This window comes from Gemmatimonadota bacterium, from assembly GCA_026702745.1.
In the GTDB taxonomy this organism is placed as follows: Bacteria; JAAXHH01; JAAXHH01; order JAAXHH01; family JAAXHH01; genus JAAXHH01.
The window spans coordinates 1-17664 of sequence record JAPPBT010000034.1; the positions used below are offsets into that span (position 1 = coordinate 1).

The following is a 17664-nucleotide window of genomic DNA, read 5'->3' on the forward strand; positions in this document are numbered from 1 at the left end:
CGCAGCGCGCCGGCCGTGGCGCAGCCTACCGCGGCGACGCGGACCCCGCACAGGGCCCGGGCATCCAGCCCTTTGTGATTGAGCCGGGAGAAAAACGCCTCCACGGCGTTCCGACTGGTGAATACTACGTGATCGAAACCGGAGAGATCGGCCAGCGCGGCATCTGCCGCCGACCAGTCATCGGGCGCTTCGAACCGTATCAGCGGCGCTTCGACCGGTTCCGCGCCGTGCCGGACGAGCGACTCCGACAGCTCGCCGGCCTGGTCCCGTGCGCGGGTAATCAGCACGCGGACACCGAAAAGCGGTTTCGATTCGAACCAGTCGAGCTGCTTCCGCAGCGCCACCACCTCGCCCACGACGATCAGCACGGGCGGTGTGAACGTCGCGGTTCGGGCCCTGGACGCGATATTGTCCAGCGTGCCGACCAAGGTCCGCTGCTGTGGCGTGGTGCCCCACTGGATCAGCGCGACGGGCGTGTCCTTCGGACGCCCGTGTTCGGTCAGTTTTTCCGCGATGAAGGGCAGATTCCGCGCGCCCATGTAGAAGATCAACGTACCGATCCGTCTGGCGAGAGCGTCCCAATCGAGATCCGTCCGTTCCTTGTCCGGCGACACGTGGCCGGTGACGACCGTCATGGACGAAGTGATCTCCCGGTGGGTCACCGGTATGCCGGCGTAGGCCGGTACCGCGACGGCCGCCGTGATGCCGGGAACCACCTCGAAGGGGATCCCGGAGCGCTGGAGGTGCAGTCCCTCTTCGCCGCCCCGGCCGAACACGAATGGATCGCCGCCCTTCAATCGGACCACGGTCTTCCCGTTCCGGCTGTGCCGCACCAGCAGGTCGTTGATCTCCGCCTGCCGACCCGGCCGCCAGGGCACGCGGATGCACTCGGCGTGCTCCGGCGCCTTCGCCACCAGCCGGTCGTCGGCGAGGAAGTCGGCAATGACGATGTCGGCCCGCCGCACGCAGTCCAGGCCCTTCACGGTGATCAGTCCGGGGTCGCCGGGGCCCGCGCCGACCAGATATACCATGCCTGGTGTCGGGGTGGATGTGGACTTGCCAGGGGATTCGTTGTTCATTGGGATTCCGTGGTAGGCCTGGACGGACTGGATGGCCTTGATGGGCTGGGAGGATCGGTCTGCGCGGCCTGCCTGTTCTGGCCGTCGGGTTCGGCCTGCCTGGCCCGCGCGGTCCGATCCAGCACCGCCTCCGCCAGCCGCCGGCCCAGATCGGCGCCTTCTTCCGGCTGTCCGCACAGGGATTGACGCACGAGCCATTCGCCGTCATCGGCGGCCAGGACGGCGTCCAGTACCAGGCTGCCGTCCTCGATCCTCCCCCACGCACCGACCGGGGTATGACAACCGCCGCCGATACGGTGGAGAAAGGACCGTTCCGCCGTCACCGCCTGCCTGGCCGGAAGGTCTTCGATACGCCGCGCCGCTTCCAGGGAGGGCCCATCGTCATTCCGGGTTTCGATCGCGAGCGCGGCCTGACCCACGGCCGGCATGCAGACTTCCTGAGCCAGTATCTCGGAAACGCGGTCCGTCCAGCCGAGTCGTTGCAGCCCCGCCACGGCCAGCACGATGGCGTCCGGGCCGTCCGGTTCTTCCAGTTTCTTCAGCCGGGTGTCGATGTTCCCGCGGATCCCCGTGAAGCGCAGGTCCGGCCGGTAGTGCTGCAGTTGAGCCCGCCGCCTCGGACTCCCCGTGGCGACGCGGGCACCTGGCGGAAGGTCGTCCAGCCCGGCGCCTGTGCGGCTGATCAGGGCGTCGCGCGGGTCCACGCGCTCCGGTACCGAGGCGAGCGCCAGGCCTTCGGGGAGGGACGTGGGCAGGTCCTTTAAGCTGTGCACGGCCGCGTCGATCTCTCCCGAGGCCAGGGCCCGCTCCAGCTCCTTGACGAAGACGCCCTCGCCGCCGAAGGTGTCCAGAGAGGCGTCCCGGTCCGCGTCGCCCTTCGTCGTGAGGACGCGAACCTCCACGGCCAGGTCGTCGCGACCCGCTACCAGGTCCCTGGCCACCGAATGGGCCTGGACGAGGGCCAGCCTGCTGCCGCGGGTGCCTATGATGAGTGAAGAGTCCATGGACAGGGGATAGGGGATCGGTGTCGCGGCCACCCGGACGCGCCGCGTATTACGTGCTCGGCCACCCGGACGCGCCGCGCTATTCGTTCCCGGCGCCGCTCCCGGCGCCGTTCTTGTCGTTCCCGTGCTCGTCGAGGCCGAAGAGATGACGCAGGCTGTAGAGGTGGTAGTCCCGGTGCTCCGGATCGGAAGTGTTCCTGAGCTGGACCGTCGGTTGATGGAGCAGCTTGTTCACGATGGCACGGGTCATCTTCTCCACCGTCTCCCGGTCCTCATCGGAGAGATGGTCGAGCTGGGTGAAGGCGCGGCCGACCTCCTGGTGCCGGACATCCTCCGCGAAGTGGCGGAGTTGGGCGATGGTAGGCGCGATGGAAAGGTTCTGGTACCACGCGAGCAACCGCTCTACCTCGGTCTCGACGATCCCCTCCACCTTCAGCGCTTCCGCCTTCCGCGCCTCCGCGTTGTCGTCCACCACCGACTGCAGGTCGTCCATGTCGTAGAGGATGACGTTGTAGAGATCGCGCACGCGGGGGTCGATGTCCCGGGGTGCGGCGATATCGATCAGGAATATGGGGCGGTTGCGGCGGTCGTGCATGATCTCCGCCATCCGGTCCCTGCCCACCACCGGTTCCGTGGCGCCGGTGGAACTGATGACGATGTCGACGTCGGAGATCATCTGCAGTCCGTCCTGAAGGGAAACGGCGATCCCGTCGTAGCGGTGGGCCAGGTCGGCGGCCCGGTCGTAGGTCCGGTTGGCGACGATCAGCCGCTTCACGCCCTGGTCGACGAGGTACTCCGCGGTCCGTTCGCCGGTCTCCCCCGCGCCGATCAGCATGGCAGTATGCTGCCGCAGGTCCTTGAAGATCTTCCGCGCGAGTTCGACCGCCACGGAACTGACGGAAACCGAGCCCGTCCCGATCTCCGTGGTCTCCCGCACCTGCTTGCCCACGGCCAACGCCTTTTCGAACAACCGGTTGAGGACCAGTCCCGTGTTCTTCGTGTTCAGCGACTGCATGTAGGCCTCTCTGACCTGGCCGAGGATCTGCTGCTCCCCGACGACCATCGAATCCAGGCTGGAGACCACCCGGAACAGGTGCCGGATGACCGCCTCGTCCCTCCGGTGATAGAGGTAGGGAGACAGCACGCCCTCGTCCACGCCGTGGATCTCGTGAAACCACGCCTCGATCGGGCCGGGATCGATGTGTTCCTCGTCTGTGGTCGCGTACATCTCGCTGCGGTTGCACGTGGACAGCAGCACCGCTTCCAGGATGCCGCTCGAGGCCTTCACGAAAGAGAGGGCCTTATCCTGGAGTGATTTCGTCAGGACCGCCTGGTCGCGCACATCGATAGGCGCGGTATGGTGACTCAGTCCGACGAGTGTAAGATGCATGACTCCACCCTGTCGCGCGCTTCTTCCGCGCGTCCGGCGCGCAGGAGATCGAGGAGGTCGGAATCGACCAGGGACGTCCACAACCTCGCGCGGGTTTCGGTTTCATCGGGGTACGCGGCCTTCATCCGGGGGCGGTACGCGCCAAGCAGGTCGAGCAGTTCGGCGTATTCGGGTCCGTAGGCCCCTTCCAGCTGCCCGCGGATCTTCTTCGCCAGCGCGGGACTCTTGCCTCCCGTGGAAATGGCGATGCACAGGTCGCCCTGCCGGACGATGGAAGGAACGATGTACCGGCACAACGCGGGCACGTCCACCACGTTGACCATGATGCCCTCCGCCTCGGCGTCCCGGTAGACCCGCTCGTTGACTTCAGTGGAATCGGTCGCCGAGATGACCAGCCTGTAGCCGCGGACGTCGCCGGGTTCGTAGGTCTTCGCGAACCAGCGCAAGGCGCCGCGTTCCGCCTGGTCGCGCAGTTCGTCCGTCAGATCCGGACTGATCACGGTAACGACCCCTCCGCATTCGAGCAGCGATCCCGCCTTTTCCTCCGCGATCGCACCGCCGCCCACCACCAGGCACGGCTGTTCTTCGATGTCGACGAAGGCGGGATAGTATTTTTTCATGGTTTAATTACCGTCAGTTGTTGTCCAGTAGTCGTAAGTTGTCCAGTTGTTGTGCAGTCGACGTCCAGTCGACGTCGTCTGGTTTGCCGTCGTCAGTCGAATATGTGCAGATTGGTCCAGAGACCGGCGCCGAGATAGGCCAGCAGCACGGAGGCGAACCCCGCCATGGAAATGATGGCCGCCCGTTCGCCCTGCCAGCCCGCGGTATAGCGGGTAACCAGCTGGCAGGTGTAGATGACCCAGGTCAGCATCACGCACAGTACTTTCGGATCCAGCAGCCAGGGCGTAATTGAGTCCCACGCGGCGGTCGCCCACCAGATGCCCGTGGCGATACCCGCGGACAGGAACACCCAGCCGATGAGCGTCGCTTTCAGGTTCATTTCGTCCAGCATGCCCAGCGCGGGCAGCCGGGAGAACACCAGGCCCACACGCCGGTGGTGGATGTAGTACATCTGCATCACGTACAGCAGCCCGGTGATGAAGGTGAAGGAAAAGGCCGCGTAGGCCAGGAAGCTCGCTGTTACGTGGAAGTTGAACCACGGGCTCTGAAGCAGCGGCGGCAACGGATCGACGGGGCTCATGAATAACGTGGAAGCGGTCTGCGCCGCCAGGACCAGGGGCAGGACGAACACACCCAGCGACCGGTCGTGAAATCGGCGTTCCAGGAAGAGATAGACCACAGCGATGAGCCAGGCGAAGAAGCTCATCGACTCGTGCAGACCCACGAAAGGCGCGTGGCTGGATTCGACGGCTCGGGCGATCAGAAAGGCGCTGTGACAGGCCAGGGCGAACACCAGGAAGAGGCTGGCATAGATCCCGGACCCGGGATGCTTCGTCCAGAAATGGCGGAAGTAGACCACCGTGGCGACCGCGTAACCCGCCAGAATCATCCCATGCAGAATGTAGATGCCCATGGATCCAGCCTCCACGTGATACCGCTCCAGGAATTCAGGCCCGACAAGGTATCGTAAAATACCGTCTTATCAAGTATTTATCAAGTCGAAAGGGGCGGTTCAGTCCGTGTTCTCGATCTGCGCCAGGATGTCCATGCCCACCCGCTGGCTCCAGGCTTCCATGGTCCGGCCGAACAGCGGACCGGGGCGGCCGTCGCCGATGGGCGTGTCGTTGATGCGCGTACAGGGCGCCAGGCAGTACGGCGTACTCGTCAGCCAGGCCTCGTCGGCATTGACGGCGTCGTAGGGCTGCAGTTCCTTCTCGACCCAGCCCAGCCCCAGTTCCGGCGCCAGCTCCCGCAACGTCACCAGGCTGACCCCTTCCAGGATATTGCGGCTGGTGGGCGTATAGATGGTGTCGTCCTCCACCACGACGAAGTTGGCGCCCGAACACTCCGTGAGGTTGCCGTCCAGGTCGAGGAGCAGCGAGGTGGCGGCGGGGTCCACGGCCTGCGTCTGCCGGTCGGCGAGCCAGTAGTGCAGGCGCGAGCGGTTCTTGGTTTTGGGATCGACACACTGGGGTGGCACGTGGCGGATAGAGGGCGTGACCACGTGGGCGCCCTGCCGGAAGAAGGGACGCCACACGGAGAAGGGCAGCGGAAAGGAGTGAATGCACAATGTAGGCTTGAGGCGCACCGGCCTGCCCGCGCTCCCCGCGTAGATCGGGTTCTCTCCCGGCGTCACGAAATGGACGACGCCCAGGTCCTGATCCGGGCCGATCAGCCCGCCGTTGGTCTCGATCAGGCTCCGCGTGCACTCGACCAGCCCGTCGTGGTCCAGGTCCAGCTCGAAGCCCGCGTATTTGCACGACCGCAGAAGCCGCCGTACATGTTCGTCGAGGCGGAACGGTTCATGCCTGAAGGTCCGGGTCATTTCGGTCACGGTGGCCCCCAGGACGATCCCCAGGTCGTAGATGTTCAGATGGGCCCGGGAGGCGGGGACGAATCCTTCGTTGAGATAGACGACCGGTTCACTCATGGCGCGCTTTGCTCCTTTGGGTAAAACCAATGCCAACAGTTATCTAAGGAAACGGTTCAGTGTTCGCCCGTCGAGGAGGTATATAGATGCAGTAAATCTATACCATTTGAGAATCAAAATGGTAAATGTAAAATCAAGATGTCCGGAGCTTTTGCGTGTTGAATTTACCGGGCATGTTCCCATTGAAGAATCAACAGTCGATGCAGAAGCGCGTTTGATGGCTCAAGCCAGTACCAGATCGTCCTTGACTCATGAGTGCAAATCCGCTATCAACGTTAAACTTTGCCGGCTAAGACATTTCATAACCGCTAATATCGTTGAAAAATCAAATAGTTTTCCGATCAGGCCTGTTTTTCTGACCGATCTGACTCTCCGACTTTACCGCAGTTGCACTATTCACCCTCTCAAAAGGAAGTATGCAATGGTACGCAGTGGATCGCTGTTTATGCGCTATGCAGTCATGCTGTCCCTGGCGACGTTAACGGCATGCGGGAAGGACAGTCCCACTCAGCCGCAGGCGCGGGTTTCCTCCAGCATCGTACTCTCGTCGAATTCCGCGACGCTCACCACCATAGGACAGACGTTACAGATCAATGCAACGGTACTGGATCAGGAAAACAACCCCCTTTCTGGCGCGATCGTTGCCTGGTCGAGCAATAACCCGGCCGTCGCCTCGGTCAGCAGCAGCGGTCTCGTGACGGCAGTGTCGGGCGGCACCGCCCAAATCAGAGCCACGTCCGGCAGCGCCTCTGCCAATGCCAGCGTAACCGTCATGCAGGTGGCGGTCAGTGTCGCCATCGCCCCGACTACCTCCACGCTGGCGTTGCTGGGTGAAAGCGTCCAACTCGAGGCCGCGGTGTATGACAGCGGGAACGCGCCTATCGCCGGTGCGGCCGTGGTGTGGTCCAGCAGCAATCCACTCATTGCCGCGGTGAGTGCGAACGGACTGGTAACAGCGGTTTCGAACGGCACGACCCGGATCACAGCCACGTCGGGCGGTGTCTCGGCCAACGCAACGATCACGGTCATGCAGACCGTCGGAAGCATCACCCTGGTACCTTCCGTTGTCACGCTCACGGCGATTGGCGAAACCGAACAGCTTTCCGCCAGCGTGTATGACGGAGGCGGACAGCCCTTCGCAGATGCTGAAGTGAGCTGGTTCAGCAGCAATCCGGCCATCGTGTCTGTCGATGCGAACGGTCTGTTGACGGCCGTATCGAACGGTACCGTGCTGATTGAGGCCAGGTCGAATGGCCAGTCCGCAAGTGCGGCGGTTACGGTCTTGCAGTCCGCGAGCCGTATCGAGATTGCACCGCCGACGGCAATGTTGACATATGTTGGTGAGACCGTGCAACTGACCGCCAAGGTACGGGACGGGAACGGACACCCCATAGCTGATGCCGCGGTCAACTGGACCAGTGACGACACCGGTGTTGCGACCGTCAGCATGCAAGGCCTGGTGGCGGCGGTTATGAGCGGTACCGCAGAGATAACTGCCGAATCGGGAACGGTATCCGCACGTATCGAAGTCGTCGTGGATATACCCGATACAGACCGGGACACATTGGTGGAGTTTTACACCACCACCGGAGGACCAGACTGGTTGAACAGCTCAAACTGGCTGAGTGACGCACCGCTAGGGGAATGGTACGGTGTGACTGACGATGAAGATGGTAAGGTGACCGAACTAAGGCTGCGAAGTAACAACCTCAGGGGCTCACTTCCCTCGAAGCTGGCCAATCTCGACAACCTGAGGGTTCTGGATCTCAACACCAATCGGCTGACTGGAACTATACCACAGGAACTGGGCGGCCTTTCAAACCTTATTGACTTCAATCTCGGGGCAAATAACCTGAGTGGAACGATACCATCGTCATTAGGCAATCTTCAGAACGCCATTAACTTCAAACTCGACCGCAACCTCCTTACCGGGCCTATACCTTCGGCACTAGGGAATCTAACATCGGTCACTAACTTCGACCTGTGTTCCAACATGCTGAGCGGCTCAATACCATCGGAATTAGGCAATTTGTCATCCGTAGGATTCCTCTGCCTCGGAGCGAACCGGTTTACAGGATCATTGCCATCGGCACTTGGAGATTTATCGACAGTGTGGTATTTTCATGTTGGACAGAACATGTTGAGCGGCAGGATCCCATTGTGGTTCGGGAACTTTAGCAACTTGCAGGAGCTTTTGCTCTTCAACAACAATTTCACAGGTGCATTCCCACGTACTCTCGCCGACCTACCTGCTCTGATCCGTTTGAGCATATCGGGCAATAGTTTGACCGGATGCATCCCCCCTTCGCTTCGCAGTCTGCCCAGAAACGACTTGAATAGTCTGAACCTGCCTAACTGCAGTACGGGACAGTGATGCTCAAGATGTGGATTAACACGGACCGGCAGCACTATGGTGAGACTGGTTTACACTGGCTCTCGATTTTCCGAGCAGGATGTCTATGAGCAGAATTAGAGAGCTATCCGGCTCACTGGATAAGATTGTAAGGTTCCTGGCATATCACACGCCAAGACCCTTCAGGGATTTCATATTACCCACTTATCCTTATGCGATTAACCCCGCCATGCTTTCTTTTCTGACCCAGGCTATTGACAAAAACCGGGGAAAGGGTGGCGCCGTGTGTGAGATCGGTGTCGGATGGGGACATACTTCCGTTTTCCTTCTGGAACATATGCGCAGTGCGGGATACAATGACAAAGTGGTTTTCGTCGATACCTTTCGAGGTTTTACGTCGGAGTCGATGGACCATGAAGTAGCGCATCGCGGTAAACTCAAAGGGGAGATCGACCGTTTTGGATACGCGTCTCCAATTGTCTACGAGAAGAACCTGCGAAAGCAAGGATATGATTACTTCGAAGTCATTGCCGGTAATTGTGAGAAAGTGGACTGGGCACGTTTCGGTACCCTGGCTGTAGTTCTTCTTGACGTCGACCTATATCTACCGACGATTAGGACACTGGAAGCAATATATCCCTTACTTGTACCTGGCGGTGTCATACTGATCGACGACTGTCAGCCGGATCAGACGTTTGACGGCGCGTTGCAGGCCTATATTGAGTTTACCAAGGCCAGGGACCTGCCCTTTGAAATCGTCGGAGGGAAAGCGGGACTCATAACCGGATAACACCTCATGGAAAGCACCGGGCAAATGGCAGACGCCGCCGGCGATGGATCCCATCGCGCGGGGTTCGTGGCCCTGGTCGGGAAGCCGAACGTGGGCAAGTCCACCCTGATGAACGCGCTGCTGCAGCACCGGCTTTCCATCGTGACGCCGAGGCCCCAGACGACCCGCCAGCGGGTACTGGGCATTCTGACGAAAGACGAATGCCAGGTCCTTTTCCTCGATACGCCCGGACTGCTCGAACCCGGCTACCGGCTCCAGGAATACATGCTGCAGTCCGCGGTCCATACGCTGCACGACTCGGACGCGGCCGTGGCCATCGTGGACGCCACACGTTTCGAACGCGATCTCGACGACCGGGTCGCCGGCTTCCTCGAGCAGAGCCGCGGACCGGTCATCCTGGCCATCAACAAGATCGACCGGATACCCAGGACTTCCCTGCTGCCCATGATCGAACGGGCCGCGGGCCGGTTCCCCTTCACCGAAATCGTGCCCGTGTCCGCCCTCAAGGGAGATGGCCTCGAACCGCTTTTGTCCGCCGTGATCCGCGTGCTTCCGGCGGGTCCGGCGCTCTACCCCGCCGACATGCTCTCGGACCAGCCGGAGCGGTTCTTCGCGGGAGAAATCATCCGCGAGCACCTGTTCCTGGCCCTGCGCGAGGAACTGCCCTACGCGTCGGCCGTGATCGTCGAGGATTTCACGGACCGACCCAACGGCACGGCGTTCATCCAGGCCGGCATCATCATCGAACGGGATTCCCAGAAGGGCATCATCATCGGCAAGAACGGGCGCATGCTAAAACGCATCGGATCGTCCGCGAGGAAGGCCATCGTCGAATTCCTGGACCGCCCCGTCTACCTCGACCTGCGGGTCAAGGTCCGGCCCTCCTGGCGGAAGAAAGAGCAGGAGCTGAGGCGGCTGGGCTACAGCGGGCGATGAGCGGCGGGACGCGAGGTCACGCCGGCCCCCGCAGCGCAGCGCCAAGTCGCTCGCCGGCCAGCCCGATGTAGCGTTCCAGGTCCTCCCACAGCGCCTCCGGCGGCCGGGGTTCGTTCCAGGGCTGGACCGCCTGCCGGCCGTAACCTTCGATCAGGGTCAGGATCCTTACGCACCACTGCACGGGTAGTATGGCCTGGTACACTTCTATCTTTTCGCGCGCGTGGGGGTCGGTGATTCGTTCACAGTAATCCGCGATGGCCTGCTCCCGCAGCCCCGCTTCCAGGTCCGTGCTCTCCGGATGCCAGAAGAAACCTGCGACCTCGTAGAACGGGTCCATGATCCCCGCGTGTTCCCAGTCGATCAGCGCGACGCGGTCCGGATCCGCTTTGATCACGTTGGCCGGCCGGAAATCCCCGTGACACAGCCGGGGCGTTGCGTCCGCCCATAGCGCGGGCCGCAGGTCCATCCTGTCCAGGCCCCTTCTCAGGTCGAGCAGCCGGTCCACTGTCCGGCGAAAGGACGGGTCGTTCATGGCGGCGGACGCGTACAGCGTGCGCAGGGTCTCATCCATGTACCGGAGGCAGTCTTCGGGACGGGACGGACCCGCCGACTGAGCCAGCACCGGATCGCCGGGATTCCGAATACCGTGTACACGGGTCACGATCCCAAGGAGCCGGTCGAGGTCTTCCCGGTTCATCCCGGCGGGCTCCACCGGCGATCCCGGGAGTTTCTCGTAGATCAGCACGGGCGCATTCAGTCCGGCGGCCCGTGCGTCCGCCGATACGGCGACCGGCACGCCTTCCAGGGTGGAAAGCCGCCTCATAACGGCGTATTCCCGTTCAAGGCGCCGGACGCGGTCATGCGGATACACCTTGAGGAGGTAGGACCCGCCGCCTGTATCTACTTCGAATATACGGTTGTTGAATCCGCCCGCCATCGGCAGGATACGGTGCTGTCCGGCGGCGAACGCGTGTCCGTTTGAAGCCAGCCGGGCCAGGTAACTTGAAACGGCCTCAGGGGCCGATGGTTGATTCATGGCTGGCGGTCTCCACCCGGTCTCCACCCGGCCTTTTCCGATTGCCCACGGTACTTGAGGTCCGTATCTTCAGTGCTCAGAACCTGCGGCCGGCTTGGTCAGCATGACCGGCCTGGTCCACGCCCGGCCTGTCCTGGATTCCGGGGTGTTTCGAGATGAGATCCCTTTACCTTATTCGGCGCGCCACAAATCGCCTGGTCCGCCTGGTCCGCCTGGTCCGCCTGGTCCGCCTGTCCCGGTTCCTGACGCTCGGGACGGCCGCCAATCGCCTGGTCCGCATGACCCGCTCGGTCCGGTTCCTGACGCTCAGGACGGCCGTCGCACTGCTCTCCGTCTTCCTGCTGGCGACGTCGGGCTGTGGCAGCGTTTTTAAAGACGTCAACGTGCTTTCCGAGTCGGATGAAATCGCGCTCGGGCGCGAGTTTTCGAGAGAGATCGAAAGGGAGCTCAAGCTGTACCGGGACCCGGAGGTGGTCCGCTACGTCGACGAACTGTGCCAGGCCCTCGCCCTGCATTCCAAACGTTCGAATATACCTTACTACATAAAGGTCGTGGATACGGATGAAGTCAACGCCTTTGCCCTTCCCGGCGGCTTTCTCTACGTCAACCGGGGGCTCATTTCCATCTCCGGAACCGAGGCGGAACTGGCCGGGGTGATCGCCCATGAAATCGCCCACGTGGTAGCGCGCCACGGGGCCAAGGCCCTGACCAGGCAACTCGGGCTGGAGATCATTCTGGGCTTGATATCGGGACGAAACCCCACGGGCGTCCGGCGCGTTGCGTCGCAACTGGCCGGAGTCGGGGGCATCCTCTCCATGCTGCACCATTCCCGGGAGGCGGAACGGGAGGCAGACGCTCTCGCGGTCGTGAACCTCCGGGAGGCCGGTTACGATCCCGAGGGCTTCTCGGTGTTCTTCGAGAAACTGCTTGAGATCAACGACCGTGATCCCGGTGCGTTTGCTACCCTGTTCACCACCCATCCACCGAGCAGGGAACGTATCGAGAACACCCGTAAACAGGCCGCGGCGCTGCCGGTCCTGGAGGGACTGATTACGGATTCGGAACGGTTCAGGCAGGTCAAGGACATGCTGCCGCCGCTTGAGAAAAACCCACTGGAAAACGAGAAAGCAGAATAACCGGCCGCATGCGACGCACGGTTCGCAAAGGCCGATCAGTACATGCCAACAGTCATCGAAAACCAATCCGGCATACTGCTTCGCGGCGGGACCGTCGTGGACCCGTCGCAGGCATTGAACCGAATCTGCGACGTCGCCATACGCGACGGCTCGATTTCGGCCGTCGGCGACGGCCTGCCGGACGATGGCCACCGCGTCATTGACGTGTCCGGGCGATACGTCTTCCCCGGCCTGGTCGACCTGCACGCCCATATCTGCTGGGGGTTCACCGACATCGGACTGGTGCCGGACGACATCTGTCCCTCCACCGGGGTGACGGCCATCGTGGACGCCGGCAGCTCGAGCTGGCCGAGTCAGAACGCCTTCCGCAGTAACGTGGCGGAACCATCCAGGACACGGGTCTTCGGTTTCTCCAATATCTCCAGCGTGGGCATCCCGACGGCGGGCACACCCGAACTGGCCAGCCTGCGGTTCGTGGACGTGGACCGGTCCGTGGCCGCGGTGGCCGGGAACCGGGACCTCATGACCGGCATCAAGATCCGCATGGGCCGGCACCTCATCGGCGACAATGGGATCGAACCGATGCACCTGGCGGTGGAGGCGGCCGGGCAACTCGGCGTCCCCGTCATGGTCCACGTAGGCAATACGCCCTGTCCCCTGGCCGGTATCATGGACCTGCTCCGGCCGGGCGACATCATCACGCACACCTATCACGGCCACCCCCACGGCATCCTCGACGATCACCGGGCTATCTGGGAAGACGTCATCGAGGGGCGGTCCCGGGGCATCCTGATGGATGTGGGGCACGGCGCCGGCAGCTTCAGTTTCGACGTGGCCAAATCGGCCTTCGAACAGGGGTTCTTCCCGGACGCCATCAGCACGGACCTGTACACCGTGAACGTCAACGGACCGGTTTTCGACCTGCCGACCACCATGTCCAAGATGCTGAACCTGGGTATGCCCCTCGAAGACATCGTAGAGAGCACGACCTCCATACCGGCCGCGGCGATCGGGAGAAACGAGCTGGGCACGCTCCGTCCGGGCGCGGCCGCCGACGTGGCAGTATTCGAACTGGAAGAAGGCGAATTCGAATTCAGCGATTCGCACGGGAACCGCCGAAGGTGGCCGCGGCGCCTGACCTGTGAAATGACCCTGCTGGACGGGGAAATCGTATTTGAACGGAGATAATACACCATGAAAGCCAGGTACTGGGTGGGCGGATGCCTGTCCGCGATCATCCTGCTCGCCGTAATCGCCGGCGCAGCCTACTATTTCCTCCTTCAGGCGAGTGATGAGCTGGTGGACACCTACACAAGCCCGGAACCCCGCGATTTCGCCCGCGCGGAGGAGGGACGGGATGAAGTACTTTCCGTAATCGACCGGTTCCGGGATTTCGCCATTGCCCTCGAACGGGGCGAGGAGACCGAGCGCTTTTCGCTGTCGGCAGACGACATCAATGCCCTCCTGGAAAATGAGGACCTGCTGCGGGAGTTCCACGGGATGGCGCGCGTGGACATCCAGGACGACAGGCTGCTGGCCGAGATCAGCGTGCCCCTCGACCTGTTCAACGAACGATTCGAGGGCAGGTACCTCAACGGCACGGGCGAACTCTCCATCGAGATGAAGGACGACCGACTCGAAGTCAACATCGACCGGCTGGAGGTCGGCGGCCGGAACATTCCCGAAGAGTTCATGAATGAGATCCGGAAGAACAACCTGGTTGATACCCTTCTCCAGGATCCCTCCCTGGAGCGGTTCATGGGCCTGGTGAAGTCCGTGAAGGTCGAGGACGGCCGGGTCGTCATCGAGCCCAAATAGGGACGTGACCAGACACGGTCCGGCCCAGACAGGATCTGGGACCAGGTAGCACACGGCCCAGATAGCACCGGGCCTTCGCACCGCGGAAACCTCCACATGCCCGTCCTCCTCGCCATCGCCCTGCACGCGGAAGCACGGCCCGTGATCGAACGGTTCCGCCTGAAGCAGGACGCTTCCTCAGGCCTGCCCGTTTTCCGGCGGGACGAAGTATGGCTCACCGTGACGGGCACGGGGAGTATGAAGTCAGCCATCGCAACTGCCTGTCTGCTTACACGGGTCGAACAGGATGAAGACACGGTCCTGTTCAACCTCGGCATCGCCGGCCATACGCAGAAGGCGGGGGAAGGTCCCGTTTCGGTGGGAGACCGGTTCCTCGCGAACAAGATCACGGAGCGGAGCACGGGCCGTTCCTTCTTCCCCGACCTGTTGGCGAGAACGTCCCTGGCGGAATCCGTGGTCACCACCGTGGAACACCCCCTGGACCGGGCCGATGCCGGGACCGTGGAACCGGGCCTGGCCGACATGGAGGCGGCCGGGTTCTACCAAGCGGCGGCGCCCTTCCTCCCGCCCCACCGGATCGGGTGCGTGAAGGTCGTTTCCGACCACCTTGAAACGCGGCGGCTCGACAAAAACCGGGTAGGCGAACTGATCGCGGGCGCCCTGGATGAATTCGAAGCAGCTGTCGCGGCCTACAGGTCGATCGACGATGGGGGGCCGGACGTATTGACCGACGCGGACCTGCAACTCGTAGAAGACATCCGCGACCGGCTGCGTCTGACGGCCAGCCGGCACCGGATGCTGTCCGACCTGGCCCGGTCCTACAAGCTCCACACCGGGTCGGCCCTGCCCGATCTGACGCGGTTTACCCACGTCTCGGTGAATACGAGACAGGAAGGCGATGCGCAATTTGAGCGACTTCGAGGCATCCTCTCGGTGGAGTAACTTCTCCCACCTCTACATCGAGCGCGGCGCGATGGAATACCCGCTCACGCGGCGCATCCGTGAACGCTTCGCCAGGGCCCGAGTGGTGGAGATCGACGACTACAAAACGGTCTTCGCCCGGCCGCGGCAGCGGTTCCAGGCGCAGAAGGAGAGCATGAAACTGATCCTGGCCGTGAAGAAAGACCGGTTCCTGTACGACGGATCGGGAAACAGCCAGGACTTCAGCCTCGAGGACTTCCACTACAACACGCTCATGTTCAACTGCGTGTACAACTGCGACTACTGCTATCTCCAAGGCATGTACCCCTCGGCGAATATCGTGGTTTTCGTGAACCTTGTAGACTATTTTACCGCGACGCGCGAGGGCATACGCGGCAGGTCGAACCCTGCGCAGCCGTTTTACCTGTGCATCTCGTACGACACCGACCTGCTCGCTTTCGAATCGGTCGTACCTTATTGCCGCGCGTGGATCGAATTCGCCCGCGAGGAGCCGGACCTGCTGATCGAGATCCGTACCAAGAGCGCCGCGTACCACGCCATCCGGGATCTGCCGCCCACGGACCGCGTCATCCTGGCCTGGACACTGTCTCCCGAACCGGTCGCCGCGCGTTACGAACACGGGACGGCGCCGCTCCACCGGAGGCTGGAGGCCGTCCGGTCGGCCATAGACGACGGCTGGCCGGTCCGTCTCTGCTTCGACCCGGTCCTGGCCGTTCCGTCATGGTCCACCCTTTACGGGGACCTGGTCGAGGAGGTCGTCCGGCGGATCGACCCGGCCGAGGTTCGCGACGTGACCGTCGGCGCCTTCCGCCTGTCGAAGCACCATTTCCAGCGAATGAGACGCCAGCGGAAGGATACGCCGCTTCTGTACGGCGAATTCGTGCAGGAGGACGCGACCGTGACCTACCCCGCCGAACGTCGGGAGGAGATGACCGCCTTCATGCGACGGCGCCTGGGAGACCACTTCGGAGAGGAGCGGATCTTCGCATGGACGTAGCACTGGTCACCGGTGCTTCCTCCGGGATCGGCCTGGCTATCGCCGCGCGCCTGGTCGAGATGGGCTGCGACGTATATGGATATGCACGGGACCATGGGAAGACCGCATTCCACCACGCCCGGTTCAAAGCGATCGAATGCGACATTACCGATACCAAGGGCCTGCTGGACCGCACCGAGGAACTGCTCAGAACGGCCGGAGGCCTGAAGATCCTGGTCAACAACGCCGGCGTCGGTTTCTTCGGTCCCCACGCCGCCATGGCGCCCGACCGGATAGAACGCATGGTCCGGACCAACCTGATCGCGCCCATGGTCCTGACCCGGGCGACCCTGCGGCACCTGGAGGCATCCAGGGGGTATGTCGTCAACATCGCATCGACCGCGGCGTTGAGTCCCGGTCCCTTCGGGGCCGCCTACGGCGCGACGAAGGCCGGTCTCCACCAGTTCGGGCAGGCGCTCTTCAGCGAGGTGCGCAAGAGCGGCGTCCGGGTGGTGACCCTGTACCCGGACATGACCCGGACGCCGTTCTACGACCACGCGGATTTCGAGCCCGGTGAGGATCCCGGAGCCCACATCACGCCCGAATGTGTGGCCGACGCCGTCGCACAGGCCGTGGACCAGCGGGAGGGGACGGTGATTACGCAGATCGTCCTCCGGCCGCAACGGACGCAGGTAGCCCGCAAGGGTCCGTCTCGGCGGGAGAAGGAATGACCGACCGCATGCGAAACCGCACGAACGAACACCCGGGTTCCGGTGTTTTGGCTAAAGAACAAATCGTTTAGCCGACAGCTTTCTCGAAAGGAACATCCATGCCCTACATTTCCTCCCTCCACGTCTATCCAATCAAGTCCTGCGCCGGACACGAACTGACACGGGCGGAGCTGGACGCCCGGGGCATCCGAAACGACCGATCGTGGATCGTCGTCGGAGACGGCGGCGGGCCGCCCGGAATGCTTACCCAGCGTGAAGCGCCTGCCCTGGCGCTCGTCCAGCCCGCCCTTTCCTCCGGCGGACTGGCGCTTTCGGCGCCGGGCATGGAGGACCTGAAGGTACCGCGTATCGAGGAGGGTCCTGCCCGGAACGTGGACGTGTGGGGAGACCTCTGCGACGGGATCGACCAGGGCGACGTTGCTGCGGACTGGTTCAGCACGTACCTGGATAAGTCTTGCCGATTGCTGTATTTCAAGCCTGATTTCGTGCGGCCCGTGGACCCTGACTACGCAGCGCAACCCGGCGACCAGGTGGGTTTCGCGGACGGGTTTCCGCTGCTGGTGATCTCCGAGGCTTCCCTGGCGGATCTGAATGCGCGGCTCGAGACCCCGCTCCGAATGAACCGCTTCAGGCCCAATGTCGTGGTGGCCGACTGCCCGCCCTACGCGGAGGACACGTGGAAGCGCGTCCGCGCCGGCGACCTCGAAATCGACCTGGTCAAACCCTGCGGCCGGTGCGCCACGACCCTGGTCGAGCAGGAGAGCGGGACGCCGGGCAAGGAACCGCTGCGTACGCTGGCGACCTATCGCAAGTTCGACCGGCCGGCACCGTCCTTCGGCCATAATGCCGTGCACCGGTCACCCGGTGTGCTCGAAGCCGGGATGGCCCTTCAGATCCTGGTCATGCGGGACACTACCTGAGA

General features: G+C 62.7%; 17 protein-coding genes. 10 read left to right on the forward strand and 7 right to left on the reverse strand.

Going from position 1 to position 17664, the window contains the following annotated elements; all coding sequences use genetic code 11:
• The 6 genes from cobA to OXH56_05970 all read right to left on the reverse strand — a co-directional run.
• Positions 1-1079, reverse strand: a 1079-nt coding sequence (gene cobA, locus OXH56_05945; GenBank protein ID MCY3554848.1) for a uroporphyrinogen-III C-methyltransferase, incomplete at its 3' end; no start/stop codon positions are given.
• Positions 1076-2116, reverse strand: a complete 1041-nt coding sequence (hemC, locus tag OXH56_05950) for a hydroxymethylbilane synthase (protein MCY3554849.1) — start codon at positions 2114-2116, stop codon at positions 1076-1078. The genes hemC and cobA, both read right to left, overlap by 4 nt.
• A gap of 46 nt (positions 2117-2162) precedes the next feature.
• The gene (gene hemA / locus OXH56_05955) at positions 2163-3473 is read right to left on the reverse strand and encodes a glutamyl-tRNA reductase (protein MCY3554850.1); all 1311 of its coding nucleotides are present in this window, start codon (positions 3471-3473) and stop codon (positions 2163-2165) included.
• The gene (locus OXH56_05960) at positions 3449-4093 is read right to left on the reverse strand and encodes a bifunctional precorrin-2 dehydrogenase/sirohydrochlorin ferrochelatase (GenBank protein ID MCY3554851.1); all 645 of its coding nucleotides are present in this window, start codon (positions 4091-4093) and stop codon (positions 3449-3451) included. Before OXH56_05960 ends, hemA begins: the two co-directional genes overlap by 25 nt.
• A gap of 92 nt (positions 4094-4185) precedes the next feature.
• On the reverse strand, positions 4186-5007 hold the full coding sequence (ccsA, locus tag OXH56_05965; protein MCY3554852.1) for a cytochrome c biogenesis protein CcsA: 822 nt from the start codon (positions 5005-5007) through the stop codon (positions 4186-4188).
• 99 nt (positions 5008-5106) lie between these two features.
• On the reverse strand, positions 5107-6024 hold the full coding sequence (locus OXH56_05970; GenBank protein ID MCY3554853.1) for an aminotransferase class IV: 918 nt from the start codon (positions 6022-6024) through the stop codon (positions 5107-5109).
• On the opposite strand from OXH56_05970, the gene OXH56_05975 reads away from it, so the two are divergent.
• The 3 genes from OXH56_05975 (at position 6023) to era (ending at position 10103) form a co-directional block, all read left to right on the forward strand.
• Positions 6023-8398: an Ig-like domain-containing protein gene (locus tag OXH56_05975; protein ID MCY3554854.1), complete on the forward strand. Its 2376-nt coding sequence runs from the start codon at positions 6023-6025 to the stop codon at positions 8396-8398. The two genes, OXH56_05970 and OXH56_05975, sit on opposite strands and share 2 nt — an antisense overlap.
• An 85-nt stretch (positions 8399-8483) precedes the next feature.
• Entirely contained in the window at positions 8484-9167 is a 684-nt protein-coding gene (locus OXH56_05980) for a class I SAM-dependent methyltransferase (GenBank protein ID MCY3554855.1), read from the forward strand.
• A 24-nt stretch (positions 9168-9191) separates the two neighbouring features.
• Positions 9192-10103 carry a GTPase Era gene (gene era, locus OXH56_05985; protein ID MCY3554856.1) on the forward strand — a complete coding sequence of 304 codons (912 nt, stop codon included), beginning with the start codon at positions 9192-9194 and terminating at the stop codon, positions 10101-10103.
• Positions 10104-10119: 16 nt separating this feature from the next.
• Here era and OXH56_05990 read toward each other — a convergent pair whose 3' ends face one another.
• Complete coding sequence (locus OXH56_05990; GenBank protein ID MCY3554857.1) at positions 10120-11139, reverse strand: aminoglycoside phosphotransferase family protein; 1020 nt, start codon at positions 11137-11139, stop codon at positions 10120-10122.
• A 155-nt stretch (positions 11140-11294) separates the two neighbouring features.
• On the opposite strand from OXH56_05990, the gene OXH56_05995 reads away from it, so the two are divergent.
• The 7 genes from OXH56_05995 (at position 11295) to OXH56_06025 (ending at position 17662) form a co-directional block, all read left to right on the forward strand.
• Positions 11295-12275 carry a M48 family metallopeptidase gene (locus OXH56_05995; protein ID MCY3554858.1) on the forward strand — a complete coding sequence of 327 codons (981 nt, stop codon included), beginning with the start codon at positions 11295-11297 and terminating at the stop codon, positions 12273-12275.
• A gap of 42 nt (positions 12276-12317) precedes the next feature.
• On the forward strand, positions 12318-13463 hold the full coding sequence (locus tag OXH56_06000) for an amidohydrolase/deacetylase family metallohydrolase (protein ID MCY3554859.1): 1146 nt from the start codon (positions 12318-12320) through the stop codon (positions 13461-13463).
• Between the two features lie 6 nt (positions 13464-13469).
• Positions 13470-14093 (forward strand): hypothetical protein, encoded by a 624-nt coding sequence (locus tag OXH56_06005; GenBank protein MCY3554860.1) that lies wholly within the window; start codon positions 13470-13472, stop codon positions 14091-14093.
• Between the two features lie 96 nt (positions 14094-14189).
• Positions 14190-15035, forward strand: a complete 846-nt coding sequence (locus OXH56_06010) for a hypothetical protein (GenBank protein MCY3554861.1) — start codon at positions 14190-14192, stop codon at positions 15033-15035.
• Positions 14992-16032, forward strand: a complete 1041-nt coding sequence (locus OXH56_06015) for a hypothetical protein (GenBank protein ID MCY3554862.1) — start codon at positions 14992-14994, stop codon at positions 16030-16032. Before OXH56_06010 ends, OXH56_06015 begins: the two co-directional genes overlap by 44 nt.
• A complete protein-coding gene (locus OXH56_06020; GenBank protein MCY3554863.1) occupies positions 16023-16742 on the forward strand; it encodes an SDR family NAD(P)-dependent oxidoreductase in 720 nt (239 codons plus the stop codon). Before OXH56_06015 ends, OXH56_06020 begins: the two co-directional genes overlap by 10 nt.
• Positions 16743-16840: 98 nt before the next feature.
• Positions 16841-17662, forward strand: coding sequence for an MOSC N-terminal beta barrel domain-containing protein (locus tag OXH56_06025; GenBank protein ID MCY3554864.1), 822 nt, complete (start codon positions 16841-16843; stop codon positions 17660-17662).
• The last annotated feature ends 2 nt before the right edge of the window (positions 17663-17664 follow it).

Bases quoted from the DNA above. Each gene is read 5' to 3' on its own strand.
- hemA (MCY3554850.1), bottom strand. From the start codon at position 3,473: ATGCATCTTACACTCGTCGGACTGAGTCACCATACCGCGCCTATCGAT.
- OXH56_05960 (MCY3554851.1), bottom strand. From the start codon at position 4,093: ATGAAAAAATACTATCCCGCCTTCGTCGACATCGAAGAACAGCCGTGC.
- ccsA (MCY3554852.1), bottom strand. From the start codon at position 5,007: ATGGGCATCTACATTCTGCATGGGATGATTCTGGCGGGTTACGCGGTC.
- OXH56_05975 (MCY3554854.1), top strand. From the start codon at position 6,023: ATGGCGCGCTTTGCTCCTTTGGGTAAAACCAATGCCAACAGTTATCTA.
- OXH56_05970 (MCY3554853.1), bottom strand. From the start codon at position 6,024: ATGAGTGAACCGGTCGTCTATCTCAACGAAGGATTCGTCCCCGCCTCC.
- OXH56_05980 (MCY3554855.1), top strand. From the start codon at position 8,484: ATGAGCAGAATTAGAGAGCTATCCGGCTCACTGGATAAGATTGTAAGG.
- era (MCY3554856.1), top strand. From the start codon at position 9,192: ATGGCAGACGCCGCCGGCGATGGATCCCATCGCGCGGGGTTCGTGGCC.
- OXH56_05990 (MCY3554857.1), bottom strand. From the start codon at position 11,139: ATGAATCAACCATCGGCCCCTGAGGCCGTTTCAAGTTACCTGGCCCGG.
- OXH56_05995 (MCY3554858.1), top strand. From the start codon at position 11,295: ATGAGATCCCTTTACCTTATTCGGCGCGCCACAAATCGCCTGGTCCGC.
- OXH56_06000 (MCY3554859.1), top strand. From the start codon at position 12,318: ATGCCAACAGTCATCGAAAACCAATCCGGCATACTGCTTCGCGGCGGG.
- OXH56_06005 (MCY3554860.1), top strand. From the start codon at position 13,470: ATGAAAGCCAGGTACTGGGTGGGCGGATGCCTGTCCGCGATCATCCTG.
- OXH56_06010 (MCY3554861.1), top strand. From the start codon at position 14,190: ATGCCCGTCCTCCTCGCCATCGCCCTGCACGCGGAAGCACGGCCCGTG.
- OXH56_06015 (MCY3554862.1), top strand. From the start codon at position 14,992: ATGCGCAATTTGAGCGACTTCGAGGCATCCTCTCGGTGGAGTAACTTC.
- OXH56_06020 (MCY3554863.1), top strand. From the start codon at position 16,023: ATGGACGTAGCACTGGTCACCGGTGCTTCCTCCGGGATCGGCCTGGCT.
- OXH56_06025 (MCY3554864.1), top strand. From the start codon at position 16,841: ATGCCCTACATTTCCTCCCTCCACGTCTATCCAATCAAGTCCTGCGCC.